This window comes from Pseudomonas sp. JS425 (genome assembly GCF_018223845.1).
In the GTDB taxonomy this organism is placed as follows: domain Bacteria; phylum Pseudomonadota; class Gammaproteobacteria; order Pseudomonadales; family Pseudomonadaceae; genus Aquipseudomonas; species Aquipseudomonas asiatica.
Genome location: NZ_CP073661.1, coordinates 276,281 through 301,555, shown reverse-complemented (window position 1 = coordinate 301,555; position 25,275 = coordinate 276,281). Strand labels below are relative to the sequence as shown.

The window sequence follows — 25,275 nt, the reverse complement described above, 5'->3', positions numbered from 1 at the left end:
CAAGCGCCGATAAAGAATGCTTCCGGGCTCAGACCGACGAAAGACACAAGCCAGCGCCTCTGGGTGACCCTTCAAGTGCTTCAACACTATCGAGGAGAGTTGCTCATGGCAATGGTGGTTGCTGATTCAAAGCGGCTGATTGGCGTGGATGTGGCCAAAGCGGAACTGGTCATCTGGGACGATGAATCAGCAGAGCTCATAGCAATCCCCAATACCAAAGCAGCTATTAAGAAATGGCTCAAAGGCCTCTCGGGTGCGATGTCCGTGGCCATCGAGGCGACCAACATCTATCACGTTCTGTTTACGGATCTGGCCTTTGAGTTTGGGCATACGATCTACGTGGTAGATGGTTACGCCCTGAGCCATTACCGCAAAGGCGTCAACGTACGCGCTAAGACAGATGCAATTGATGCCCAGCTGTTGGCCCGCTATCTGAAGAACGAAGGACAGGACCTTACGCCTTGGGCGCCGCCACCGGCTATCTATCGACAACTTCTGAGCCTGTTTCGGCGACGTGCGGGACTGGTCCAGGCACGAACCAGCCTGTCTCAGGGATGGGCTAATGAACCGCTACTTAGAGCCGCCTTCAAGACACATCTGCGTGCGATGCAGCGGCTTGAGCTGCTGGTGGAGAAGATGATCAAGGGTCTGCTGGAAAAGGCCGGACTGATGCCTCAGGTAAAGCGCTGCATGAAGGTCGAGGGGATTGGTTTTCTAACGGCTGCACGCCTGACTGCGACGTTTCAGCGTGGCAACTTCAGCGGGGGTGATGCGTTTATCGCCTTTTTGGGTATGGATCTGAGGATTGCGCAGTCGGGGCAGAAAAAAGGGCAATCCAAGCTCACGAAGCGAGGAGACCCCGAAGCTCGACGCCTCCTTCACAACGCAGCCATGTCGGCATGCCGCACGGCAGTATGGAAATCGTACTACGAAGAGCGCCTGGCACGTGGTTTTAGCACGACAGCATCGCTTGTCATGCTCGCACGCAAATTGGCGCGAGTAGTATTTGCCCTACTGAAAAGCGGAGATGAGTATCGGTCAAAAGCCGCTTAAAAAACTTCCCTAAAACCATAGAATCTCCCACAGATACCCCACAGTAATCAAAACCTGTGGCGTCCTGTGGGAGCTGGCTTGCCGGCGATAGGGCCAGTACATCCACAGCAAATCCCTCCTTCTATATATATTCCAAAGAGTTAGTTCATAAACTTTTTATAAAGCATTAGGGTATATAAACCGGACCACCGGACCAGCACACATCTGTCGCGATCAGCTGTTAGCGACACAATTCATTTGCGAGGTCAGGAATGGTCAGGATCACGATCACCCCAGTGCGGAACGCCAGGGCATTGAGTGCAGCCAAGGAGCGGTACTGATGTCCAGCCAACCCGATACCCAATTCCACAGCGATCTCGACAGCTCGCCCCTGCTGCTGCCGGCCAAGGTTCTACGCAACGACGCCGAAGCCTTGCAAGCAGCCCGCGAACTGGCCGAGGTCGCCCGCGAGCAGGCCGCCCGCCGCGACCAGCAACGCAAACTGCCATGGGCCGAGATCGAACTGTTCACCCGCAGCGGGCTTGGCAGCATCTGCGTACCCAAGGCACATGGCGGCCCGGAGGTGTCATTCGAGACCGTGGCTGAAGTGTTCCGCCTCATCAGCGCCGCCGACCCGGCCCTGGGGCAAATCCCGCAGAACCAGTTCGGCATGCTGCAACTGCTGCGCCTGACTGCCACCGAGGCGCAGCAGGCGGTGATCTTCCGCAGCGTGCTCGATGGCTGGCGCATCGGCAATGCCGGCCCCGAACGCAGCACCAAGGACACCCTGACCCTCAAGGCCAGGATCACCCGCGTCGGCGACAGCTATCGCATCAGCGGCGAGAAGTTCTATTCCACCGGCGCCCTGTTCGCCCACTGGGTTGCGGTCAAGGCACTGGACGACAAAGGTCGCCAGCGCCTGGCATTCGTCCGCCGAGGCAGCCCGGGGCTGCGCATCGTCGATGACTGGTCCGGTTTCGGGCAGCGCACCACTGCAAGCGGCACCGTGCTGCTCGACCAGGTCCCGGTGGATGCCGACCTGGTGATCGACAACTGGCGCCAGCGCGACATTCCCAACATCCAGGGCGCTGCCTCGCAGCTGATCCAGGCGGCGATCGATGCTGGCATTGCCGAAGCAGCGATCAAGGACGCCATCAGCTTCGTGCGCGAAAAGGCCCGGCCATGGATCGAAGCCAAGGTCGACCGCGCCAGCGACGACCCTTACGTAATCGCCGACATCGGCCGCCTGAAGCTCGAGCTGCACGCCGCCGAAGCCCTGCTGCGCAAGGCCGCGCGGGTCCTCGACGAGGTCAACGCCGAGCCGATCGATGCAGCAAGCGCAGCGCGGGCCTCGATCGCTGTGGCCGAGGCCAAGGTACTGACCACCGAGATTGCCCTGCAGGCCAGCGAAAAGCTGTTCGAGCTGGCCGGTAGCCGCGCCACCCTCGCCGAGTTCAACCTCGACCGCCACTGGCGCAATGCCCGGGTGCACACCCTGCATGACCCGGTGCGCTGGAAGTACCACGCGGTTGGCGCTTACCACCTCAACGGCACCTTGCCTGCACGGCATTCCTGGATCTGACTTGAGGGCCTTGGGGCTGCTTTGCAGCCCAATCGCCGGCAAGCCAGCTCCCACAGTTCCTGCACTGCCTTCAAGACCTGTGCGGTCCATGTGGGAGCTGGCTTGCCGGCGATTGGGGCGCGAAGCGGCCCCTAGGGTCCCGGAGAGCAATATGACGACAGCAATCATCACCAGCGACACCCAGGCCCTGAACGTCGCCGAAGAAGTCGCCCGACACCTGCGCCGCGACAGCGCCCTGCGCGACCGCGAGCGCCGTCTGCCGCACGCCGAACTGGAACTGTTCACTCGCTCCGGCCTGTGGGCCATCAGCGTACCCAAGGCCTTCGGCGGCGCCGGCGTGTCCAACATCACCCTGGCCAAGGTAATCGCCCGCATCGCCCAGGCCGACGGCTCGCTAGGGCAGATCCCGCAAAACCATTTCTACGGCCTGGAAGTGCTGCGGGTAAACGGCACACCCGAACAGCAACAGCGCTTGTACGCCGAAGTACTGGCGGGCAACCGCTTCGGCAACGCCCTGGCCGAACTGGGCACCAAGACCGCCAACGACCGCACCACGCGCCTGTCCCGCGACGGCGATGGTTTTCGCATCAACGGCCGCAAGTTCTACTCCACCGGCGCCATCTACGCCCAGCGCATTCCCACCTCGGTGGTCGATGAACAGGGCGTGCAGCACCTGGCCTTCGTCCCGGCCGACAGCCAGGGCCTGCAGGTGATCGACGACTGGAGCGGCTTCGGCCAGCGCACCACCGGCAGCGGCTCGGTGGTGTTCGATAACGTGTATGTCAGTGCCGCCGACGTGGTGCCGTTCCAGAGCGCCTTCGAACGCCCCACCCCGGTCGGCCCGCTGGCGCAGATCCTTCATGCCGCCATCGATACCGGCATCGCCCGCGCCGCATACGAAGATGCCCTGCACTTCGTGCGCACCCGCAGCCGCCCCTGGGTCGACTCCGGCCTGGACAAGGCCAGCGATGACCCGCTGACGCTGAAGAGTTTCGGCCATCTGGCGATCCGTCTGCACGCCGCCGAAGCCTTGCTGGAGCGCGCGGGCGAATATCTGGACCGCGCCCGCGACGACAGCACTGCCGAAAACGTGGCCGCCGCGTCCATCGCGGTGGCCGAGGCCCGCGCCATCAGCACCGAGATTTCCCTCGCGGCCGGCACCACCCTGTTCGAACTGGGCGGCAGCCAGGCCACACTGGCCGAACACAACCTTGACCGCCACTGGCGCAACGCCCGCGTGCACACCCTGCACGACCCGGTGCGCTGGAAGTACCACGCCATCGGCAACTACTACCTCAATGATGCCAACCCACCACGCCGGGGGACCATCTGATGGCCAAGCAGATCCTGCTCAATGCTTTCAACATGAACTGCATCGGGCACATCAACCACGGCCTGTGGACCCACCCACGGGACACCTCGACCCAGTACAAGACCCTGGACTACTGGACCAGTCTGGCGCGGCTGCTGGAGCGCGGCTTGTTCGACGGGCTTTTCATCGCCGACATCGTCGGCACCTACGACATCTACGGCCAGTCGCTGGACGTCACCCTCAAGGAGTCGATCCAGATGCCGGTCAACGACCCGCTGCTGCTGGTCTCGGCCATGGCCGCCGTCACCCGCCACCTGGGCTTCGGCCTTACCGCCAACCTCACCTACGAAGCGCCGTACCTGTTCGCCCGGCGCCTTTCCACCCTGGACCACCTGAGCCATGGCCGGGTGGGCTGGAACATCGTCACCGGCTACCTCGACAGCGCCGCCCGGGCCATGGGCCTAGCGCAGCAACCCGAGCATGACCGCCGCTACGACCAGGCCGACGAGTACCTGCAGGTGCTGTACAAGCTGCTGGAAGGCAGCTGGGCTGACGATGCCGTGGTCGCCGACCGCCAGCAGCGCGTCTATGCCAGGCCCGACAGGGTGCGCAAGGTCAACCACCAGGGCGAGTTCTACAAGGTCGACGGCTACCACTTGTCCGAGCCCTCGCCGCAACGTACTCCGGTACTGTTCCAGGCCGGCAGCTCGCAGCGTGGCCTGGCCTTCGCCGGCAACCATGCCGAATGCGTGTTCATCAGTGGCCAGGACAAGGCCGCCACCCGCGCCCAGGTCGACAAGGTGCGCGCCGCCGCCCAAGCCGCTGGCCGCGACCCGCAAGCGGTCAAGGTGTTCATGGGCATCACGGTGATTGTCGCCGCCACCGAGCAGCAGGCCCAGGCCAAGCATGCCGAGTACCTGCGCCATGCCAGCGCCGAGGCCGGGGTCGCGCACTTCGCAGCGTCCACCGGCATCGACTTCGCCGCCTACGCCCTGGACGAGCCGATTGCCTTCAGCCAGGGCAACGCCATCCAGTCGGCCACGCGCCAGTTGCAGGACAACGCCTGGACCCGACGGCGCCTGCTGCAGCAGCACGCCCTGGGTGGCCGTTACGTGACCCTGGTCGGCGCGCCCGAGCAGGTGGCCGAACAGCTGATCGCCTGGGTCGATGAAACCGGCCTGGACGGTTTCAACCTGACCCGCACCGTAACCCCGGAAAGCTTCGAGGACTTCATCGACCTGGTCATCCCGCAGTTGCAACAGCGTGGCCGCTACAAGACCGCCTACGCCGAAGGCACCCTGCGCGAGAAACTGTTCCAGGCCGACCACCCGCATTTGCCCGCCGACCACCCTGGCTCGGCTTACCGCTTTACCTCTACCCCTGCCCCGACTGGAGCCCTGCACCATGCTTGATAAACTGTTCCGGCCCGTCGCGGCCATTGCCCTCACCCTCGGCCTGTCCGCCAGCGCGCTGGCTGCCGAACCGCTGAAGATCGGCACCACCTCGGCCTTTGCCATCCCGCTGGAAGCCGCAGTGGAAGAAGCGCACAAGCAAGGCCTGGAAGTGAAGCTGGTCGAGTTCAGCGACTGGATCGCACCCAATGTCAGCCTCAACAGCGGCGACATCGATGTGAACTACTTCCAGCACATCCCGTTCCTGGAAAACGCCAAGGCGGCTGCGGGCTTCAACCTGGTGCCCTACGCCCCGGGCATCATCAACAACGTCGGCCTGTACTCGAAAAAGTACAAGAGCTTCGCCGACCTGCCCGAAGGCGCCAGCGTGGTCATCGCCAACGACCCGATCAACAGCGGCCGTGGCCTGCAGCTGCTGGCCAAGGCCGGGCTGATCACTCTCAAGCCGGGGGTCGGCTACAAGGCCACCGAGGACGATATCGTCGCCAACCCGAAAAAACTGAAGATCCTTCAGGTCGAGGCCGTACAGCTGGTTCGCGCCTATGACGACGCCGACCTGGTGCAGGGCTACCCGGCCTACATCCGCCTGGCCAACAGCTTCGACGCCGGCTCCGCACTGCTGTTCGACGGCCTGGAGAACAAGGAATACGTGATCCAGTTCGTCATTCGACCGCAAAGCAAGGACGACCCACGCCTGGCCAAGTTCGTCGACATCTACCAGCACTCGCCAGTGGTGCGCGCAGCCTTGGACAAAGCCCACGGCAACCTCTACCAGGCCGGTTGGGAGGGCTGACATGAGCCAGGCCAGCGCGCTGCGGGCGCCCACCGCACAACCACTGCCGCCAACGGCCAGGGAGCAGGCCTTGCGCCCGGAGGTCAATGAAGCCCATGTGCGCTTCATCGGCCTGGGCAAGACCTACCCGGGCCAGGCGCAACCGGCCTTGCAAGGCATCGACCTGAACATCCGCCATGGCGAGATCTTCGGCATCATCGGCCGCAGCGGCGCCGGCAAGTCATCGCTGCTGCGTACCATCAACCGCCTGGAGCAACCCAGCCAGGGGCGGGTGCTGATCGACCAGGTGGACATCGCGCCCTTCGACGAGGAGCACCTGGTAGCCCTGCGCCGGCGTATCGGCATGATCTTCCAGCATTTCAACCTGATGTCGGCCAAGACCGTGTGGCAGAACGTCGAGCTGCCCCTCAAGGTGGCCGGCGTGGCCAAGGCGGAGCGCCAGTGCAAGGTACGCGAACTGCTGGAGCTGGTGGGCCTGCGGGAAAAGCACCACGTGTACCCGGCGCAGCTGTCCGGCGGGCAGAAGCAGCGCGTGGGCATTGCCAGGGCGTTGGTGCATGACCCCGAGATCCTGCTGTGCGACGAGGCCACCTCGGCGCTGGACCCGGAGACCACTGCTTCCATTCTCGAACTGCTGCGCGACATCAACCAGCGCCTGGGCCTGACCATCGTGCTGATCACCCACGAGATGGCGGTAATCCGCGATATCTGCCACCGGGTGGTGGTGCTTGAACGTGGAGAAGTGGTCGAGCAGGGTGAGGTCTGGCGGGTGTTTGGCTCACCACGCCACGAAGTCACCCGTACTCTGCTGGCACCGTTGCAAGCCAGGTTGCCAGCCGCGCTGCAAGCCAGCCTGCGGGCCAGCCCGGCAAGCCGCGACAGTGCCGTGGTGCTGAGGCTGACCCTGCTCGGCGAACCCGAACTGTCTGCCCTGTTCAACGAACTTGGCGGCCGCGTGCGCCTGCTGCAGGGCGGTGTGGAAACCATTGGCGAGCATGCCCTGGGGCAGCTGATCCTGTCGGTGCAGCACTCAACGCACGACACCCATCAATTGCTGGAGCGCGCCCGCCGCTGGGCCGAGGACGTGGAGGTACTGGGCCATGTGGTTTGATCGCCTGCTGGAAGGTTTGCTCGATACCCTGCTGATGGTCGGCGTGTCGTCGCTGATCGCCCTGCTGGTAGGCGTACCGATGGCGGTGCTGCTGGTCACCAGCGACAAGGGTGGGATCTTCGAGGCGCCGCTGCTGAACCGGGTGCTGGGTGCATTCGTCAACCTGTTCCGCTCGATCCCGTTCCTGATCCTGATGGTCGCGCTGATCCCCTTCACCCGCTTGGTAGTGGGTACCACGTATGGCGTGTGGGCGGCAGTGGTGCCACTGACCATTGCCGCCACGCCGTTCTTCGCGCGGATTGCCGAGGTCAGCCTGCGCGAAGTCGACCACGGCCTGGTGGAGGCTGCACAGGCCATGGGCTGCCGGCGCTGGCACATCGTCTGGCACGTGCTGCTGCCCGAGGCGCTGCCGGGAATTGTCGGGGGCTTCACCATTACCCTGGTGACCCTGATCAACTCCTCGGCCATGGCCGGAGCGATCGGTGCCGGGGGCTTGGGGGATATCGCCTACCGCTATGGCTACCAGCGCTTCGACAGCCAGATCATGCTGACCGTGATTGCCATGCTGGTGGCGTTGGTGGCGTTGATCCAGCTGGGTGGCGACCGGTTGGCGAAAGGCTTGAACAAGCGCTGAATTCTTCGCGGGCACGCCCGCTCCCACAAGTACTGCACAGGGCTTGAATACAACGATATCCCTGTGGGAGCGGGCATGCCCGCGAAGGGGCCTTCAACCCCAGCGAAGATGCCCGGCAGGCACCGGCCGCCCGAACCAGTACCCCTGCCCAAGCTGACACTGCTCATGCAGCAGGAAGCTGGCCTGCTCGGCCTGCTCGATGCCCTCTGCATGCACTTGCATGCCCATGCTGCGGGCCAGGGCGATGATCACCCGAACGATCGCGATGTCGTCCTCATCCAGCGGCAACCCGGCAACGAAGCCTTGGTCGATCTTCAGCTTCTGCACCGGCAAGCGCTTGAGCCGCAGCAGCGAAGAATAACCGGTGCCAAAGTCGTCAATAGCCAAGGTCACCCCCAGCTCGCGCAGGCGATGCAACTGCTCCAGCGCCACCTCCGGGTCCTCCATCACCGCGCTCTCGGTCACCTCCAGCTCCAGCAAGGCCGGGGCCAGGCCGGTGTCGTCCAGCACCTCGGCCACCTGCTGGTACAGCTCGTGCTGGCCAAACAGGCGGCTGGAAATGTTCACCGCCACGAATGCCAACTGCCGCCCTTCACCCTGCCATCGCACCATCTGCCGACACGCCTGGCGCAGTACCCAGGCGTCGATCTCGGCAATCAGCCCGGTACGCTCGGCAATCGGGATGAACTCGCCCGGTGGCACCAGGCCGCGCTGAGGGTGCTGCCAACGCACCAAGGCTTCGACGCCGACCTGGCCGCCGGTCGCCAGGTCGTGCACCGGCTGGTAGAACACCCGCAGCTCGTCCTGCTCCAAGGCTCGGCGCAGCTCGCCGGCGGTCTCGACCCGGTGTTGGGCGTGAGCGGTCAGTTCTTCGGTGTACAGCGCATAGCAGGCCCGCCCATTGCTCTTGGCCTTGTACAACGCCGAGTCGGCATTGCGCAGCAACTGCTCGGCACTCAAGGCATCGCTGGGGAACAGGCTGATGCCCACGCTGACGCTGATGAACAGGCGGTGACCGTCGAACTGGAACGGCTCGCGCATGCGCTCGATGATGCCCTGCGCCAGCTTGCCCGCCTGGCCAACCTCATGGCAGTTTTCCGCCAGCACGCCAAATTCGTCGCCCCCCAGGCGCGCCAAGGTCACGCCGCTGCGCAGCACCTCTGCCAGGCGCTCGCCCACCAGCTTCAGCAACTGGTCGCCAATGGTGTGGCCAAGGCCGTCGTTGATGCTCTGGAAATGGTCCAGGTCCAGCAACAGCAGGGCACAACCACGCTTGTTGGCCTGGGCTGCGGCCAGCGCCTGCTCGACCCGGTCGTTGAACAGCAGGCGGTTGGGCAAGCCTGTCAGCGGGTCATGGTGGGCCAGGTAGGCCAGTTCCTGTTCAGAATGCTTGATCGCGCTGATGTCGCTGAACACCGCCACGTAATGGCTGAGCTCGCCTTGATCGTCGCGGATGGCGCAAATGGTCTGCCATTGCGGGTAGATTTCACCGCTCTTGCGCCGGTTCCATATTTCGCCGCTCCACTCGCCCTTTTCCGCCAGCGTGGCGAAGATCTGCTGGTAGAACGCCAGGCCATGGCGGCCCGACTTGAACTTGTTCGGGCGCTGGCCGATGACCTCGTCCTGCTGGTAGCCGGTGATACGCATGAAGGCACGGTTGACGTGCACGATCAGGCCATGGCGGTCGGTCACCAGCACGCCTTCGAGGGTGCTGTCGAACACTGCCGCAGCCATGCGCAGGCGTTCACGGTCTTCACCACGCATACGCGCGCCAACACCGATGAAGTCGAGCAGCCGCACCCGCGACACATAGATCAGCACGGCGCTCAGCAGCACCCAGACCACCACGTTGATCTGCCGGCCCACGGTCAGTGCCAGGGGGTCGTCGGTCATGCCGTGCAACACCACCTCGGCCAGCGTCAGCCAGAGGATCGAGAGCACCACATACAGCGCAGCCATGCGCAAGGCGTCGCGAACGGAAACAGACATGTCGGGTGCAATTGCCCATGAAAAATGATGGGGCATTATAAAGGCTGAAACATGTCGTGACTTCCTATCTGAACGGGTGACTGTATTTATTTCCTGCCCAAGGGATAATCAGCCCCTCCTCCCGCATTCCGAGGGTATTTACACCTATGTGGTACAACGGCCTGCTCGACTTGTCGGCCTGGCAACTGGTCGGCACTACCCTGCTGATGACCCACGTGACCATCGTCAGCGTCACGGTCTACCTGCACCGCTACTCCGCGCACCGGGCCCTGGAGCTCAATGGCGCGCTCAAGCACTTCTTCCGTTTCTGGCTGTGGCTGACCACGGCGCAGAACACCCGCGAATGGACCGCCGTCCACCGCAAGCACCACGCCAAATGCGAAACCCCCGACGACCCCCACAGCCCGCTGTACAAGGGCCTGGGCACGGTGCTGCGCAAGGGTGCCGAGCTTTACCGGGAAGAGGCGCGCAACCCCGAAACCCTGCGCATCTACGGCAAGAACTGCCCGGACGACTGGATCGAGCGCAACCTCTACTCGCGCTACAAGCTGGGCGGCATCGCGCTGATGGCGGTAATCGACCTGCTGCTGTTCGGCACCATCGGCATCACCATCTGGGCAGTGCAGATGATGTGGATTCCGTTCTGGGCCGCCGGCGTGGTCAACGGCCTGGGCCACGCTCTCGGCTACCGCAACTTCGAGTGCCGCGACGCCGCGACCAACCTGGTGCCGTGGGGCATCGTCATCGGTGGCGAAGAGCTGCACAACAACCACCACACCTACCCCAACTCGGCCAAGCTGTCGGTCAAGCGCTGGGAGTTCGACATGGGTTGGGCGTGGATCCGCCTGTTCTGCCTGCTGCGCCTGGCCAAGGTACAGCGCGTGGCGCCCATCGCCCACCGGGTGGCAGGCAAGGCCAGCCTGGACATGGACACCGCCATGGCCATCCTCAACAACCGCTTCCAGATCATGGCCCAGTACCGCAAGCTGGTAATCGGCCCGCTGGTCAAGCAGGAGCTGGCCCGCGTCGATGCTTCGCTGCGCCACCACTTCCGCCGCGCCAAGCGCCTGTTGTCGCGCGAGACCAGCCTGCTGGAAGACCGTCACCATGTGCGCATCGAGTCGATGCTCGCCCACAGCCAGGCGCTGAAGACCATCTACGAAAAACGCCTGGCCCTGCAGCAGATCTGGGCGCGCACCAGCGCCAACGGCCACGACATGCTGGCCGCCATGAAGGACTGGGTACACGAGGCCGAAAGCAGCGGCATTCACGCTCTGCGCGACTTCGCGGCACAGCTCAAGACCTACTCCCTGCGCCCGACCGGCGCCTGACCGCCGTTGATCGGCACGCCCCCTTGGCGGGGCGTGCCGCCCGGAACTTCACCCCCTGGTTGCCACTCAAATCCGGCACATCGCCCCGCGTGGCGGGCCGGATGCTGGCCGCACGCTTTCCTGTCGAGACCTGCTCCGTGCACATGGCCAAGAACATTCCAACGACACTGCCCGGCACACCCCCTCCCGAGGCCGCCCAGACCCTGCTTGCGCTGCTCCACGCCCAGGGCGAAGTTGCCCGCCTGAGCGAGCGCGAGCAGCTGTTCAGCTCGTTGCTCGACAGCGTCAATGCAGTGCTCTGGGCCTTCGACTGGGAAACCCGCCAGGTGCTGTACGTAAGCCCCGCCTACGAGCGCATTTTCGGCCGCCCGGCCAGCCTGGTGATGGCCGACTACAACGAATGGCGCGACAGCATCTACCCCGACGACCTGGAGTTCGCCGAGCGCAGCCTGGCCCAGGTGCTGCTCAAGGGCTCGGTGGAAGACCGCGAGTACCGCATCCTCACGGCCGACGGCCAGCTGCGCTGGCTGAGCGACAAGTGCTACATCAACCAACAACGCGATGATGAGCGGGTGATCATCGTAGGCATCGCCGAGGACATCACCGAGAAGAAGCAGCTCGAAGGTGAATTGCAGCGCCTGGCCACTACCGACGTGCTGACCCAGAGCAGCAACCGTCGGCACTTCTTCGAGTGCGCCCAGCAAGCCTTCGACAGCGCCCGCGAAAACGGCACGCCGCTGGCCTTCCTGCTGCTGGACATCGACGATTTCAAGCACGTCAACGACAGCTACGGCCACCAGGAAGGTGACCAGGTGCTGCAACGCATCGCCGACAGCGGCAAGGCCGTGCTACGCCGCGGCGACCTGTTCGGGCGCATTGGCGGCGAGGAGTTTGCAGCGGTGTTCCCGGGCTGCAATGCGCAGATGGCGGAGCAGATTGCCGAGCGCCTGCAGCGGCAGATTCAGCACTTGAGCTTCAGCCATGGGCAGCAGACATACGGGGTGACGGTGAGCCAGGGGCTGACCGGGCTGACTGACGAGGATGTGGCACTGGACAGCCTGTATGCCCGGGCCGATGCGGCGATGTACCGGGCCAAGCGGCAGGGCAAGAACCAGATCGTCCGCGGGTGACACTTCAAGACCGCCGCCACCCTGTGGGAGCAACTGTCTTGCATTGCCTGGGCCGGCCTCATCGCCGGCAAGCCGGCTCCCACAGGTACTGCACAGGTTTCAGCCTAACGCTATCCCTGTGGGAGCGGCTTTAGCCGCGAACACCGGCAAAGCCGGTGCCATAAACTGCGCGGGACAAGCCCGCTCCCACAGGGTTTGCGCCGAGTTCAACGACTTAGGCTGTCGGCTTGGTTTCGGCGCTCTCCACCTTGCGCAGCCGTCTCAGCTCCGGCAGACCGACTTTGAGCAACCGCGCGGTCTTGCCACTGGCCAGCCTCTCCAGCCCCTGCTCGGGCGGCAGCCGCGACAGCTGCCCAGCCAGGTTCATGGCCAGGATCTCCCGTGAATACACGCCGCCGCCCAGCTGGTAGATGGCCGCGACCAACTCGCGCAATGCCAGCGGCAACCGCCAACGGGTACGCAACGCCGAGCCAAACGCTGCACCGAACTCGTTGAGCGACAGCTGTACCTTGTCCTCGTCCAGCTCACCCCCGGCCTGCCGCCATTCCTGCAGGCAGCGCAACACCGCCAGGTCGCCCAGGCAATGCAGCAACCCCGCGCAATAGCAGCGCCCCTCGTCCAGCTCGAACATGCGCGCCAAGGTCCGGCCATATTCGGCAGTGTGCAGCGAAAGGCCCCAGTAATAGGCCGCATGCTGCGTCAGCAGCGGGTCGCTGAGCCGCGCGCTGCGCTTGAGGGTCATGCCCAGGATCAGGTTCATGCTCTGGGTGCTGCCAAGCTTGTTCAAGGCCTGTAGCAATGTTTGCACAGGCGCGTCGCGGTGCATGGCCGCACTGTTGGCAGCGGCAATCAGCACCGCGGTGATCTGTGGGTCGCTACCCACTTCCTCTTCTAGCACCTTGAGGTTCAGGCCCTGGGGGTTGAGTGCGCGTTTGATCGCGACCTGCACGTCGGCAAACAGCGGCCCGCCGTCGGCGATGGCGCGGCGCTGTTCAAGAAAAGCAGGCAAGCTGACACCAGGCTGCAAGGACGGCACCGGGCAGGCGACTTGTTCGCCAACGGCCAGCAGCAGCTCTTCCAGGCGCTTGCGCAGGTTGTCGAGGTTCAGCGGCTTGCTCAGGTAGGCCGTGGGGTGCAGGGGCAACGCTTCTCGCACACTGGAGCTATCACTGCGCTCGCTCATGAGGATGAACGGCAGGCCGGGGTTGTCTCGCTTGGCGCGCACCTTGCGTAGCAGATCGAGGCCATCGACACCGGACAGCTCACGAGCGGCGATGATCAGGTCGGGCTTGCTCGACAGCGCGGTCATGGCCTGGGTGCCGTCGGCACAGACCTCCAGCCGGGCATCGCAGCGCACGCTGAGCAGCATGTCACGGAGCATGTCACGCACCCAAGGATCGCCTTCGACGATCAGAACGCGGGGTGGGTGGGGGTCTGCGGCGCTCATGGGCGACTCCTGAATGATCCTGGCACACGATCCATCGCAGCTTCCAAACATATCCGTCGGTTAACGATAGCGCCCCCTGCAGCGAATTGGCACAAAAATCCCGCAATGGCGGGCAGTTCACAGTTTGTTCATGTTCGCCACCGCGCCGCTATGAGCATTAACTACCAACTGGCTCACAACATGATCCGTTTCAGTGGTGCTCCACATGACAAAGCCGTATCGCAGACACGGCCAGAGGAGCCCCATGACGCGTACCCTTTCATCTGCAACTCGACAAGCGCTCTCGACCCTGAGAGCTAGCATCGACCAACGCCTTGCGCAGCACCCCTCGCTGGACAGCATGGGGCTGGCCAACCTGGACCGGGCACTCACGGCGAGTGAAGCGACAAGCGCCCTGCTTACGATCAGGAATGCCACGCACGCCTATTGGGAGTCGGTCGAAAAGACCGATCTGGTTCGCCGCCAGTGCCATATAAAGGATATCGAAGCCACTCTGCGCCAATTGCTCGAGGTCCAGGTCACTGCCGGCACGATCCACTCGATGTACGCGGCCTGCCTGCCCGCCTCGCTCGTTCAGCACGACTTGAAAATCAACACCTTGGGCTTGAAGATCGCAGCAAACCACACCGCCACGCTGCATGGCTGCCTGATGTTCAGCCTGGACAGCGGCCCGACCCTGCTGTGGCTGGCGGGCCGGCAATGGGCCGCGTTCGCCACCCCTGCGTTGGCTCTTGCGGCACTGACCACGCTGGTGAACAAGTCAGTGGCACGGGCCAGCATCACCGATACCCTGACCGGTGCACAGCGCCTCGCGATGACGCAGGCCTCGGCAGTGCAAACCTACGAACAACGCCACTGGGTGATCGAACCCATTCACCGCAACGCATTCGCCGAACTGCACCATCAACTGCGCGCCCTGCAACTGAGCGATATCAAGCTCGCTTTGCAGCCCTCGCCAGTTACCGACGAGTCCCGCTCGGGGCGGATCGAAGATGCCCTTCGCCTGCCTCTGCTACTCGGCCCAGGCAGCAGCCTGGAAGCCATCCTGAACGAAGCCCTCACGCCGTCGCCCAAGGCGCCCCACTGGTTGCGGTACGCGCCTGCGGACCAGGCCGATCAGTGCCTGAATGCACTTATGGAGTATGACCACAGCCGCGCTGCCTTGCTCAGTGTGCTGGATGGGTGCGACAGCAGCGAAAGCTTCGCGGTGAAGCACCTGCGCAGCAAAATCGCCAATGACCTGGGCCTGGCGGTCGACCCGCAGCAGATCGTGTTGGTGACCCAGCGTACGTTACCTGAAACCCTGGCCCCCTACGAAACCCGGCGCAGTCTTGTGAAGCTTGCGCTGCAAGGTCTACACGACGGCGACGCGCAGCCGATGTCGAGCTTCATGATCGGCACGCGCCTCGAACGGCAGGGCAAGCCCCTGCCAGACTCGTATGCCACGCTCACCCCCGCCTATATCGCCAAGCTAGTAGAAACGCTGGCGCTGCACGGCAAGTTTGCCTCTGCCCAGAAAGCCGCGCACAAGCATGAGAATGCCCGAGCGCAGATGAACGCCACCCTGTTGCGGCAGATCGCTGCCCAAGCCTGGTGCGCGCGCCTGCAGGGCCAGATCAAGCCCGAAGACCAACAGACCCTTGCGACCTTCGTTGCCGGAAGCGGAACAGGATACGACAGGTTGTCCAGCGCCAACCTGCTATTGGCAGACCAGTACCTACTGAGCGATGCCCTGCTGGTTCGCCAGGAAAGCGCCGACGGTGCCCTGCAGCGCCTGCTGCTCTGCTGCCCGCATCACCCCAAAAAACCTGTAATGGGTTTCGACAACGAACGGCAGTTGCTCATCGAAGTAGTGGGCTGGTTCGCCCATAAGAAGACACAAGACTACCTGCTGACGAACGTAGCTACCCAGCAGCGCTCCACATTCGCAACCTTGATAAAGAATATCGCCGACAAACCATCCCCGAACGAACATCAGCAGCCTGCCAGCACCGAAACGCAAAATTGGGACAGCTGGTACCTCGACTTCCACCGGCAGCGCCAGCAGGTCCCGAGCCTGACAAAGCCCTACGAACAGTTCATGACGCTGGTGCGTTTCACCGGCCAGGAAGGGATCAAGGCGCTGACACGCAACCGCATCGACGTAGCCGAGACCAACACCGCCACGCATACGCCCACCTGGCTGGCAACGGCCAGTGCCTCCCAGCGCGGCCAACTGACACGGCTGGAGGACCAAATCCTGGCTGCCGTTTCGCAGTATGCCGAGGCTGAACACACCCAGCTGCCCAATTTCGAGGCGTATGTCCATGCCCAGGCCAAGGAAAGGCTCGAACAGTTGCTCGGGGATGGCGCTGTCAACGTCGACCCTGACACCGTGGTCATCAAGTCACCCAGGGAAACCCTGACCTATACCCAATTGGTACGCAACGGCTATGACGACAGCCTCGGCCTGCTCAACCCCACCGCCGACACTACGGCAACCTTCGAAGGCCCTGCCGGAGTCGACCTCTCGGCGTTGACGCCGCAATCGGTCACAGGTTCGATTCGCGGCCTGTGGGTATCCGATCGCTACGTCAGCCTGATCGAGCAAACCCTGCTGTCGCCGTTACATACTGGCTACGCTTGGCGCCGTCGGCACAGCGTGCTGATCGTACAGCTGCAGATGCAGCAGGCGGCGCTGCGCAGCCTGTTGCAAGGGCACCTGGATGCGGACCAGTACGCCTGGGTGCTGGCGAGCATCCACAGCATGCACCGCACCACTAGCGCGGATCGGGAACGTCATGCGTTCTACCGATTGGTGGTGCGTATCGACAATGAGTTCCTGGCCGACGAGCCGATAGTCGGCAAGTTGTTCAACGAACTGTATCGGATCATGGGCAAGACGCCGCCCTATCGTGAAGAAGTCATCCACGGCTGCTACTTGCTCAAACCGCCTGGAGGGCAAGACGCGCAGACGCTGCTCTACACCCCCGCGGCGGCCGATGGTATCGCCTTCCGGCCTTTCGGCAACTTTGTACAGTCGCTCAAGACCCCTGGCATGATCGACTACTACAAGGACCGCAGCCGCAGGCAAGCCGGGCAACTGCTGAGTTTCCTGTTCAGGGACCTTAGCGAGGGCGGCCCGAGCCTGGTACCGACCTTGCCTGAAGCGCCGGCGGACGACCTACGCACCTTGTGCTACAACGAGCCGCTGCAACAACGTATCGTCGATGTGCGCGATGTCAGCAAGGGCCGGGCCGACATGATCGCAAGCATTGTCTGGAACACGCTGGAAACGGTTGTCCAGGTCGTGACGCTGCCCCTGCCTCCTGCTGCGTTCGCGGTGGGGGCCGTCCTTGCCCTGCGCGATTACGTGGCAGCGCTGAGCACTTTCATCAACCGGGATGCCGGCAGCGCAAGCCTGTATCTGTTGTCCTCCCTGCTCAATGCCACCGGTGCCTATGGCGACCTGACGCATGGCCTGAAAGGCTTCGGCGGTCTGCTGCGCAATGCCGAGCGACTCCCCAGCCAACCGCGACGCTGGGCAGAGACGAAAAAGGCATTGCGCGGGCTCACCGAGCGCGAACTCAAGACCGTGGAGCTCAACGGCCAACCCCTGCTGGTCGGCACCCCTTCCCCAAAAGGATTGGCGCGGGTAGCCCGGCGCAGCGAAAGCGGTGAACTGATCGATACCGGACATTATGCCCTGCAGGACAAGCTTGGCGACTGGACGCCGGTGGAAAGCATCGGCAGTGCATCGGCTACAGCAGCGCCCGAGAGGTACGCCGTCAACATCTCGCTGGAAAGTGGTACCCCGGCCGGAAATGCACACGCGCAAGGCATCACCCTGGTCAATGACCGCCCGTATGTGAAGATCGACGACCGGGTGTTCCAGGTACAGTTCGACCCCCACACCAGCCAATGGGCGATCATCGACCCGGACAACCCCTTCGCCTTCTTCGGACGCCAGCCAGTGGTGCGCCAGGCCGACGGCACCTGGAAGCGTGCCGACGCCGGGGGGCTGCGTGGCGGAAACCCTGGCGACAACGGCCAGGTCACCACGCCCAAACCCCCGACCACGCCCGAAACCGAAACGCCCGCCGCGGCAGGTGGCGACACTGCTGTACCCCTGCGCAGCGACCGTTCGAGCTTCTGGGATACCTGCATGAAACCGGACAAGACGCAAAGAGAGCGGCTCGCGAACCAGGCCGAGGACCGCCACCGCGCTCTGCTGGACGATGCCGATATCGCTCGCCTGAACGAAGGCGAGGAACCGCTGATGGACGAGCATCAGTTCGAGCATCTAGAAACCGAGGAGGGCATCACCTATACCTATAACGATGGCGACGACTACAAGAACTTCCTGATCGGCCAATACACTGACGAAAACGCACAGGTCAACAGCTACCTGCGCCGCGGCGTGCATGAGTTCCCGTTTTGCGACTCGGACACTTTCGTCGACAAGCTTGTCGACTCGCTGGAAGCCCTGCCCAAGGACAACAAGGTTCCCCTGTATCGGGGTGGACACGGCTCAAGGAGCACCTCAGGCGAACATTTTCGCAAAGGCAAGCTCAAGAAGGGCGATGTGCTGGTCAACTCGGACCTGGCTTCCTTTACGGAAAACCCTTACGTCGTACGCGATTTCGCCACCGATAAGCTCGCATCGGCGGACAACATAACGGGCAGTTTCGACAATACATCGGTGGTCTTTGAGCTGCCTGCCGGTCAGTACCACAGCGGCGCCCCCATTGCGCCGCTGTCATGGTCCAGCACAGAAGCGGAAACACTGTTCCCACCGGGATGCCGCTTCCAGATCGATGACATCGGCGAAGTGGTTGGTGACGATTTCCGTTTCGTCAATGTGAAGCTCAAGGAAGTCCCAGACGAGGTTCCTGTGGAACACCCCGTATTCGACCTGCGCACAGGCAACCCCTTCAAGCGCGACGAGTATGCCGCGATGCTGAAAAACGACGACTTGGTCGAGCGCTTCTTCCCAAGCGCAGTCTGGGCATCCTCCGACACCTGAACACCAGGCGAAAAAAAACCGCCCGGGCATTGCCCGGGCGGTTTTCTTACTGGGGCGAATCAGCGATCACGCCAGTTCGGCGAAGCACTCTTCGATGATGGCCAGGCCTTTGTCCAGCAGTGCGTCTTCGGCGGTCAGCGGAACCAGGATACGCAGGACGTTGCCGTAGGTGCCGCAAGACAGCAGGATCAGACCCTTCTCACGTGCCTTGGCCACAACCTGGCCAACAGCAGCAGCGTTCGGGGTGTGAGTGCCTTTCTCGAACACTTCGACGGCAATCATCGAGCCCAGACCACGGACGTCGCCGATGATCGGGTGCTTCTTCTGGATTTCGCGCAGGCCAGTGGTCAGGCGCTCACCCACAGCCTTGCTGCGGTCCAGCAGTTTTTCTTCTTCGAACACTTCGATCACGGCCAGGGCCGCGGCGCAAGCGATCGGCGAACCGGCGTAGGTACCGCCCAGGCCGCCCGGGGCGATGGCGTCCATGTACTCGGCCTTGCCGCACACACCGGCCAGCGGGAAGCCGCCAGCGATGGACTTGGCGAAGGTGGTCAGGTCAGGCGCAACGCCCATCTGCTCCATGGCGAAGAAGGTGCCGGTACGGCCAGCGCCAGTCTGCACTTCGTCGGCGATCAGCAGGATGCCGTGCTGGTCGCACAGGGCGCGCAGGCGCTGCATCAGCTCTTTCGGCGCTGGCAGGAAGCCGCCTTCGCCTTGTACCGGCTCGAGGATGATCGCGGCGATATCGCGCGGCTCGGCGTCGTTCTTGAAGATGCGCTCGACCGAGGCGATGGCGTCGTCAACGCTGATACCGTGCAGTTCGCTCGGGAACAGGGCGCGGAAGATGCCGCCTGGCATCAGGCCCATGCCAGCGGAGTACGGTACGACCTTGCCGGTCAGGCCCAGGGTCATCATGGTACGGCCGTGGTAGCCGCCGGTGAAGGCGATGACGCCAGCACGGCCAGTGGCGGCACGGGCGATCTTGACGGCGTTTTCAACGGCTTCGGAGCCGGTGGTGACCAGCAGGGTCTTCTTGTCGAAGTCGCCTGGTACCAGCTTGTTGATCTTTTCGCACAGCTCTACATAGGGTTCGTAGGCCAGCACCTGGAAGCAGGTGTGGCTGACCTTGGTCAGCTGATCTTGCACGGCCGCAACCACTTTCGGGTGCAGGTGGCCGGTGTTCAGTACTGCGATGCCGCCGGCGAAGTCGATCAGTTCGCGGCCTTCAACGTCGATCACGGTCGAGTTCTTCGCGGTGTCGACGAAGATCGGGTGGATCTGGCCAACGCCACGTGGGACGGCAGCTACACGACGTTGCATCAAGGATTCGTTGGTCTTGCTCATAATGCCCTCATTGCGCCGGTTTGGAGTGGCGCTTTTATTCGGGGGTGGCTGGGTGAGCCCGCGAACAGTATTCGTTGATCGACTGCCGTGAACGCCCTGGCCACCAGGTACTGCGATGTCAAAAAGGCCAGCGAGACGTCGCTCTCGCGCCCCGCTGGCAGAGGTAAAGCCGTTACCGTGCGATCAGACGCTGATGCACAGGTATTTGATTTCGAGGTAGTCCTCGATACCGTACTTGGAACCTTCACGGCCCAGGCCCGAAGCCTTGATGCCGCCGAAAGGTGCCACTTCGTTGGAGATCAGGCCGGTGTTGATACCCACCATGCCGTATTCCAGGGCTTCGGCAACACGGAACACACGGCTCATGTCGCGGGCGTAGAAGTACGAGGCCAGGCCGAACTCGGTGTCGTTGGACATGGCGATGACTTCGGCTTCGTCCTTGAAGCGGAACAGCGGCGCCAGTGGGCCGAAGGTCTCTTCCTTGGCGACAGCTGCGGTCTTCGGCACGTCGACCAGGATGGTCGGCTCGAAGAAGTTGCCTTCGATGATCTTGCCACCGGCCAGCACCTTGGCGCCTTTGCCAACGGCGTCTTCGATGTGTTCCTGGACCTTGGCCACAGCCTTGCCATCGATCAGCGGACCGGTGGTGGTGCCGTCTTCCAGGCCGTTACCGATCTTCAGCTTGGCCACTGCGGCGGCCAGCTTCTCGGCGAACGCGTCGTAGACGCCGTCCTGTACGTAGATACGGTTGGCGCAGACGCAGGTCTGGCCGTTGTTGCGGTACTTGGAGATGATCGCGCCCTCGACCGCCTTGTCCAGGTCGGCGTCGTCGAACACGATGAACGGGGCGTTGCCACCCAGCTCCAGGGAAACCTTCTTGATGTCCTTGGCGCATTCTTCCATCAGCTGGCGACCGATTTCGGTCGAGCCGGTGAAGGACAGCTTGCGTACCAGGGAGTTGCCGGTCAGCTCGCCGCCGACTTCGCCAGCGCTGCCGGTAACCACGCTCAGCACGCCAGCCGGGATGCCGGCGCGGTGGGCCAGCTCGACCAGGGCCAGGGCGGAGTACGGGGTCTGCGAAGCAGGCTTGAGCACCATGGTGCAGCCAGCGGCCAGGGCCGGGCCGGCTTTACGGGTGATCATGGCGGCCGGGAAGTTCCACGGGGTGATGGCCGCGGTAACGCCGATTGGCTGCTTGATGACGATCAGGCGCTTGTCTGGCTGATGGCCAGGGATGGTGTCACCGTAGACGCGCTTGGCTTCTTCGGCGAACCACTCGATGAACGAGGCAGCATAGGCGATTTCGCCCTTGGCTTCGGCCAGTGGCTTGCCTTGTTCGGTGGTCATCAGGCGAGCCAGGTCGTCCTGGTTCTCGATCATCAGTTCGAACCAGCGACGCAGCTTGGCCGAACGCTCCTTGGCGGTCAGTGCACGCCAGGCCGGCAGGGCCTTGTCGGCGGCTTCGATGGCGCGGCGGGTTTCCGCGGTGCCCATCTTCGGCACTGTACCGATGACTTCACCGGTGGCCGGGTTGGTCACCTTGATGGTCTGGCCATTGTCCGCATCCAGCCACTCACCATTGATGTAGGCTTGCTGGCGGAACAACTGAGCGTCTTTGAGCTGCATGTCGGCTTCCCGAATTGTTGATTGTTGAAAAGCGCCCAAGGCAGGGCATCGAGCGTTTGAAATCTCAAACGAATGCTAAGCGGCTGCTGGGGTGTTGGACAATAGGCTGTTCGAAAAAAAGAACGAATGGTTGAACAGCCTGCCCGAAATTTCATGAATCTGTGCTGTGGCAGCCGGCCCTATCGCCGGCAAGCCAGCTCCCACAGGGACCCCACAGGTGCTGAAATTTGTGGGGTCCCTGTGGGAGCTGGCTTGCCGGCGATAGGGCCAGTACAGGTTAGACGATTGAGCTGAAAGAAATGTGATGGGAGGACCGACGGCCCTCCCGGAAGGGGTGAGTCAGAACGCCTTGGCCGGGTCGATCACCAACGCCCGGTAGCCCACGCTACCCGGCTGCCGGCTATGCACCTTCAGCTCCACCAGCACCCCCTGGGTCCCGCGCCGTACCCCGTTGAGCACCGTGGTGCTGGGTATCGGTCTCTGGCCGGTAGGCCACCACCGAGGTCACCGGGCTATACCACTCGTCGCCACGCTCCTGCCTGCATGCACTGGCCTCATCGCCGGCAAGCCGGCTCCCACCTCTACCGCATCGCGCTCAAGGCCCAAGTACCTGTGGGGCTTGCCGGCGACGGGCCGGACCTGTCAACCAAGCTCGCGCAGGTAGGCCCAGGGGTAGATACCACGCTCGTGGCCATCGCTGAATATCAACTGCACCCCATACCCCTGCGCCACCACACGCTCCACACGCACATCATCCCTTACCAACGAAACCCGCCCCTGCAACCGCGCCGCCCGGCATTGCGAGCAGGGGCATGCGCCACGCAGGCGGGCGTGGCTGACGACCTGCTCGGCCTCCTGCCATTGCACGATCAACTGCCTCGCCTCGCGCTGGTTATGTATCGCGTCCGGGCTGTTCATCACACGGCTCCGCGCAACTGCGCCAAGGCAATGCGCACCGCCTTGCGCACTTCCGGGTCACTGTCGGCCTCGGCCGCCTGCAGCACCGGCAAGGCGCGGGGCAGGCCTAGTTCGCCAAGCGCCAGCGCGGCTTCCTTGCGCAGGTTGGCGATGCCGTGGCTGAGCAACCCGGCCAGCGCCCCCAGTGCCTCGGCATGGCGCAGGCGGCCCAACGAGCGGGCGGCGCGCAAGCGAACCTGCCAGAAGTCATCGCCCAACGCGTCGACCAATGCCTGACCGGCCTGGGCATGACCAACCTTGCCCAGGGTCGTCGCGGCCTCTTCGCGCACCTGCCAGGCAGGGTCATGTAATGCACCAATCAAAGCCGGCAACACGCTGCTGTGGCGAGCAAGGCCCAGGGCGCCAATTGCCGCGCGACGTACCTCAGTGTCGGGCTCATGCTCGGCCAGTTTCGCCAGCGCGGGCAACGCCGGCTCATGCTTGAGCCAGCCCAGGATAGCAACGGCTTCGCGCCGTACAGCGGAGTCCTGGTCCTGCAGTGCCAGCAGCGCCGGCCTGGCGGCATCCTCAAGGCGCAGCTCGCGCAGGGCACGCAACGCACTGGCACGGACGAAGGCATCGGCATGGCCGACCCACGGCAGGATCAACTGCCCGGCCTCTTGGCTCTTCAGCTCGCTGAGGCTCTGCGCGGCGGCAAGACGCACCGTTTCGGCGCTGTCGGCCAACGCCGCACACAGCGCCTGTACCACTTCCGGCTCTTCCCAGGCCTCCAGCAAGCGTGCGGCCTCGGCGCGCACCTCATCGGCACCATCGACCAGCAGGGCATCGGTCAGCCATGGCAAGGCTAGCGGATCTTCCAGGTCGGCCAGTTCGATCAAGGCGATGCGCCGCACGCCTGCGTCGGCCGCTTCGAGACGTGGCAGCAGTTCGAGAATGTCGGGGTTGTCGATGTGTCGTTCAGTCATAGGGCAATCCGTAGCGGCGGGTGGTCGCTGGCTGGCAGGCCAAGTGGTGTCAGGCGCGGAAGTTCGCGGCCTTCTTCATGGCGTAGCAAGGCCAGGCAATGGCGCTTCAAGTGGGTGAACTCAGGGCTGGTCAGCAGGCTGGCGCGGCGTGGGCGCGGAAAGCCCAGGCGCAGGTCCTCGATAAAGCGGCCGGGGCGCGGGCTCATCACCAGGATACGGTCGGCGAGGAACAGCGCCTCGTCGATATCGTGGGTGACGAACACCACGGTGGTACGGATGCCTGCCCAGATGTCCAGCAACAGCTCCTGCATGCGTGAACGAGTTTGCGCATCGAGGGCACCGAAGGGTTCGTCCATCAGCAATAGCCGCGGCCGGTTGATCAGCACCCGAGCGATCTCGGCCCGTTGCTGCATGCCTCCGGACAGCTGGCTGGGCCAGCGCCCGGCAAAGTCGGCCAGGCCCACCAGTTGCAGCATATCGTGAGCCTGCTGGCGACGTTCGACGCGGCCCAGGCCTTGCATCTTCAGGCCGAAAGCCACGTTGTCGAGCACGCTACGCCAGGGCAGCAAGGTGTGGTGCTGGAACACCATGCCACGCTGCGGTGACGGCCCGGCAACAGCCTGGCCGTCCATGCTCAACTGGCCGCTGCTGGGCAGCAGATGCCCGGCCAGGGCGCCGAGCAACGTCGACTTGCCACAACCGGAGGGGCCGAGGATGCAGACGAACTCGCCGGGCTCTACGGCGAAGTCCACTCGCTGTACCGCCTCGAACGCTTCGCTGCCGTGCCCCAGGCGTATCGACAGGTCACGGCCTTCGATACGCCCTGGCAGCTGTTGATAGCTGTTCATCAGCTGGCCCTCCGCGTGCGGTACCAAGGCGTGGCCAGCTCCCCGAGGCGCTTGACCAGGGCGCTGCTGCCCATGCCCAGCACGCCGATCAGCAGCATGCCGACGATGATGTCCGGGTAGTTTTGCAAGGTGTACGACTCCCAGGTGTAGTAGCCGATACCGAACTGCCCGGAAATCATCTCGGCGGTGACCAGGCAGAACCATGAGGTACCCATGCCGATGGCCAGGCCGGTAATGATGCTTGGCAGTGCGCCAGGCAGCACCACTTCGCCCAGGATCGCCCAGCGCCCGGCACCGAGGCTGCGCGCCGACGCCACCAGCCGAGGGTCGACGGCCTCGACGCCGTGCACGGTGTTGAGCAGGATGGGGAACAACGCGCCGGTGAAGGTGATGAACACCATCGACAGCTCCGACGATGGGAACATCAGGATCGCCAGCGGGATCCATGCCACCGCCGGGATCGGCCGCAGCACTTCGAGCGGCGGCAGCAGGGTGTCTTCGGCCCATTTCCAGCGGCCGATCAGTACCCCCAGGGCCACACCCAGCAACGCCGCGGTGGCATAACCGGCAAACACCCGCGACAGGCTGCTGCCCAGGTGCGCCAGCAGGGTGTTGGAGGTCAGCAACTGCCAGGCTGCTTCCAGCACTGCCTTCGGCGTGGGGACATAGGTGAACGTCAGCAGACCGAGGTCCAGCTTGACGCTTGCCGCCAACTGCCAGAACAGCAGGCAGCCCAGCAGCGAAGCCAGGCGCACCGGCCAACGCGTGAGGTTGCAGGTCATGTCGGTACCTCCCG

Annotated in this window: 18 protein-coding genes and 1 pseudogene; 10 read left to right on the top strand and 9 right to left on the bottom strand. The window is 63.7% G+C overall.

The window, feature by feature from the left end; all coding sequences use genetic code 11:
* Positions 1 to 105: 105 nt before the first annotated feature.
* From KDB76_RS01315 to KDB76_RS01285, 7 genes are all read left to right on the top strand, one after another.
* Positions 106 to 1,053, top strand: coding sequence for an IS110 family transposase (locus tag KDB76_RS01315; RefSeq protein WP_038408539.1), 948 nt, complete (start codon positions 106 to 108; stop codon positions 1,051 to 1,053).
* Between the two features lie 319 nt (positions 1,054 to 1,372).
* On the top strand, positions 1,373 to 2,614 hold the full coding sequence (locus tag KDB76_RS01310) for an SfnB family sulfur acquisition oxidoreductase (RefSeq protein ID WP_013970433.1): 1,242 nt from the start codon (positions 1,373 to 1,375) through the stop codon (positions 2,612 to 2,614).
* Positions 2,615 to 2,765: 151 nt separating this feature from the next.
* On the top strand, positions 2,766 to 3,947 hold the full coding sequence (locus tag KDB76_RS01305) for an SfnB family sulfur acquisition oxidoreductase (protein WP_013970432.1): 1,182 nt from the start codon (positions 2,766 to 2,768) through the stop codon (positions 3,945 to 3,947).
* A complete protein-coding gene (locus KDB76_RS01300; protein ID WP_013970431.1) occupies positions 3,947 to 5,338 on the top strand; it encodes an LLM class flavin-dependent oxidoreductase in 1,392 nt (463 codons plus the stop codon). Before KDB76_RS01305 ends, KDB76_RS01300 begins: the two co-directional genes overlap by 1 nt.
* The gene (locus tag KDB76_RS01295) at positions 5,331 to 6,131 is read left to right on the top strand and encodes a MetQ/NlpA family ABC transporter substrate-binding protein (RefSeq protein ID WP_013970430.1); all 801 of its coding nucleotides are present in this window, start codon (positions 5,331 to 5,333) and stop codon (positions 6,129 to 6,131) included. Before KDB76_RS01300 ends, KDB76_RS01295 begins: the two co-directional genes overlap by 8 nt.
* A gap of 1 nt (position 6,132) precedes the next feature.
* Positions 6,133 to 7,242: a methionine ABC transporter ATP-binding protein gene (locus KDB76_RS01290; RefSeq protein ID WP_013970429.1), complete on the top strand. Its 1,110-nt coding sequence runs from the start codon at positions 6,133 to 6,135 to the stop codon at positions 7,240 to 7,242.
* Complete coding sequence (locus tag KDB76_RS01285) at positions 7,232 to 7,876, top strand: methionine ABC transporter permease (protein ID WP_008096606.1); 645 nt, start codon at positions 7,232 to 7,234, stop codon at positions 7,874 to 7,876. The genes KDB76_RS01290 and KDB76_RS01285 overlap by 11 nt, the downstream gene beginning before the upstream one ends.
* Before the next feature lie 93 nt (positions 7,877 to 7,969).
* On the opposite strand, the gene dibA is transcribed toward KDB76_RS01285, so the two are convergent.
* Positions 7,970 to 9,865, bottom strand: coding sequence for a phosphodiesterase DibA (dibA, locus tag KDB76_RS01280; RefSeq protein WP_024087991.1), 1,896 nt, complete (start codon positions 9,863 to 9,865; stop codon positions 7,970 to 7,972).
* Positions 9,866 to 10,011: 146 nt separating this feature from the next.
* On the opposite strand from dibA, the gene desA reads away from it, so the two are divergent.
* Together desA and KDB76_RS01270 are read left to right on the top strand one after the other, a co-directional pair.
* Positions 10,012 to 11,196, top strand: coding sequence for a delta-9 fatty acid desaturase DesA (gene desA, locus KDB76_RS01275; protein WP_024087990.1), 1,185 nt, complete (start codon positions 10,012 to 10,014; stop codon positions 11,194 to 11,196).
* Positions 11,197 to 11,297: 101 nt separating this feature from the next.
* Complete coding sequence (locus tag KDB76_RS01270; protein WP_013970426.1) at positions 11,298 to 12,326, top strand: sensor domain-containing diguanylate cyclase; 1,029 nt, start codon at positions 11,298 to 11,300, stop codon at positions 12,324 to 12,326.
* Positions 12,327 to 12,540: 214 nt separating this feature from the next.
* On the opposite strand, the gene KDB76_RS01265 is transcribed toward KDB76_RS01270, so the two are convergent.
* Entirely contained in the window at positions 12,541 to 13,773 is a 1,233-nt protein-coding gene (locus tag KDB76_RS01265; protein WP_024087988.1) for a response regulator, read from the bottom strand.
* Between the two features lie 244 nt (positions 13,774 to 14,017).
* Between KDB76_RS01265 and KDB76_RS01260 the strand changes: the two genes are divergently transcribed.
* Complete coding sequence (locus KDB76_RS01260) at positions 14,018 to 18,778, top strand: DUF6543 domain-containing protein (RefSeq protein WP_158491223.1); 4,761 nt, start codon at positions 14,018 to 14,020, stop codon at positions 18,776 to 18,778.
* Between the two features lie 66 nt (positions 18,779 to 18,844).
* Here the strand turns inward: KDB76_RS01260 and gabT are convergent, their stop codons facing one another.
* From gabT to KDB76_RS01225, 7 genes and pseudogenes are all read right to left on the bottom strand, one after another.
* Entirely contained in the window at positions 18,845 to 20,122 is a 1,278-nt protein-coding gene (gene gabT / locus KDB76_RS01255) for a 4-aminobutyrate--2-oxoglutarate transaminase (RefSeq protein WP_013970423.1), read from the bottom strand.
* Between the two features lie 183 nt (positions 20,123 to 20,305).
* Positions 20,306 to 21,748 carry an NADP-dependent succinate-semialdehyde dehydrogenase gene (gene gabD / locus KDB76_RS01250; RefSeq protein ID WP_024087986.1) on the bottom strand — a complete coding sequence of 481 codons (1,443 nt, stop codon included), beginning with the start codon at positions 21,746 to 21,748 and terminating at the stop codon, positions 20,306 to 20,308.
* Positions 21,749 to 22,087: 339 nt separating this feature from the next.
* Positions 22,088 to 22,286: pseudogene (locus KDB76_RS30125) on the bottom strand (aryl sulfotransferase); the annotation flags it as partial.
* A 104-nt stretch (positions 22,287 to 22,390) separates the two neighbouring features.
* Positions 22,391 to 22,666 carry a gamma-butyrobetaine hydroxylase-like domain-containing protein gene (locus KDB76_RS01240; protein ID WP_024087985.1) on the bottom strand — a complete coding sequence of 92 codons (276 nt, stop codon included), beginning with the start codon at positions 22,664 to 22,666 and terminating at the stop codon, positions 22,391 to 22,393.
* Positions 22,666 to 23,631, bottom strand: coding sequence for a HEAT repeat domain-containing protein (locus tag KDB76_RS01235; RefSeq protein ID WP_013970419.1), 966 nt, complete (start codon positions 23,629 to 23,631; stop codon positions 22,666 to 22,668). The genes KDB76_RS01240 and KDB76_RS01235 overlap by 1 nt, the downstream gene beginning before the upstream one ends.
* Complete coding sequence (locus KDB76_RS01230; protein WP_024087984.1) at positions 23,628 to 24,479, bottom strand: ABC transporter ATP-binding protein; 852 nt, start codon at positions 24,477 to 24,479, stop codon at positions 23,628 to 23,630. Before KDB76_RS01230 ends, KDB76_RS01235 begins: the two co-directional genes overlap by 4 nt.
* Complete coding sequence (locus tag KDB76_RS01225) at positions 24,479 to 25,261, bottom strand: ABC transporter permease (RefSeq protein WP_013970417.1); 783 nt, start codon at positions 25,259 to 25,261, stop codon at positions 24,479 to 24,481. The genes KDB76_RS01230 and KDB76_RS01225 overlap by 1 nt, the downstream gene beginning before the upstream one ends.
* Between the last annotated feature and the right edge of the window lie 14 nt (positions 25,262 to 25,275).

Coding starts and splice junctions, on each gene's coding strand:
- KDB76_RS01315 (WP_038408539.1), top strand. CDS start 106: ATGGCAATGGTGGTTGCTGATTCAAAGCGGCTGATTGGCGTGGATGTG.
- KDB76_RS01310 (WP_013970433.1), top strand. CDS start 1,373: ATGTCCAGCCAACCCGATACCCAATTCCACAGCGATCTCGACAGCTCG.
- KDB76_RS01305 (WP_013970432.1), top strand. CDS start 2,766: ATGACGACAGCAATCATCACCAGCGACACCCAGGCCCTGAACGTCGCC.
- KDB76_RS01300 (WP_013970431.1), top strand. CDS start 3,947: ATGGCCAAGCAGATCCTGCTCAATGCTTTCAACATGAACTGCATCGGG.
- KDB76_RS01295 (WP_013970430.1), top strand. CDS start 5,331: ATGCTTGATAAACTGTTCCGGCCCGTCGCGGCCATTGCCCTCACCCTC.
- KDB76_RS01290 (WP_013970429.1), top strand. CDS start 6,133: ATGAGCCAGGCCAGCGCGCTGCGGGCGCCCACCGCACAACCACTGCCG.
- KDB76_RS01285 (WP_008096606.1), top strand. CDS start 7,232: ATGTGGTTTGATCGCCTGCTGGAAGGTTTGCTCGATACCCTGCTGATG.
- dibA (WP_024087991.1), bottom strand. CDS start 9,865: ATGTCTGTTTCCGTTCGCGACGCCTTGCGCATGGCTGCGCTGTATGTG.
- desA (WP_024087990.1), top strand. CDS start 10,012: ATGTGGTACAACGGCCTGCTCGACTTGTCGGCCTGGCAACTGGTCGGC.
- KDB76_RS01270 (WP_013970426.1), top strand. CDS start 11,298: ATGCTGGCCGCACGCTTTCCTGTCGAGACCTGCTCCGTGCACATGGCC.
- KDB76_RS01265 (WP_024087988.1), bottom strand. CDS start 13,773: ATGAGCGCCGCAGACCCCCACCCACCCCGCGTTCTGATCGTCGAAGGC.
- KDB76_RS01260 (WP_158491223.1), top strand. CDS start 14,018: ATGACGCGTACCCTTTCATCTGCAACTCGACAAGCGCTCTCGACCCTG.
- gabT (WP_013970423.1), bottom strand. CDS start 20,122: ATGAGCAAGACCAACGAATCCTTGATGCAACGTCGTGTAGCTGCCGTC.
- gabD (WP_024087986.1), bottom strand. CDS start 21,748: ATGCAGCTCAAAGACGCTCAGTTGTTCCGCCAGCAAGCCTACATCAAT.
- KDB76_RS01240 (WP_024087985.1), bottom strand. CDS start 22,666: ATGAACAGCCCGGACGCGATACATAACCAGCGCGAGGCGAGGCAGTTG.
- KDB76_RS01235 (WP_013970419.1), bottom strand. CDS start 23,631: ATGACTGAACGACACATCGACAACCCCGACATTCTCGAACTGCTGCCA.
- KDB76_RS01230 (WP_024087984.1), bottom strand. CDS start 24,479: ATGAACAGCTATCAACAGCTGCCAGGGCGTATCGAAGGCCGTGACCTG.
- KDB76_RS01225 (WP_013970417.1), bottom strand. CDS start 25,261: ATGACCTGCAACCTCACGCGTTGGCCGGTGCGCCTGGCTTCGCTGCTG.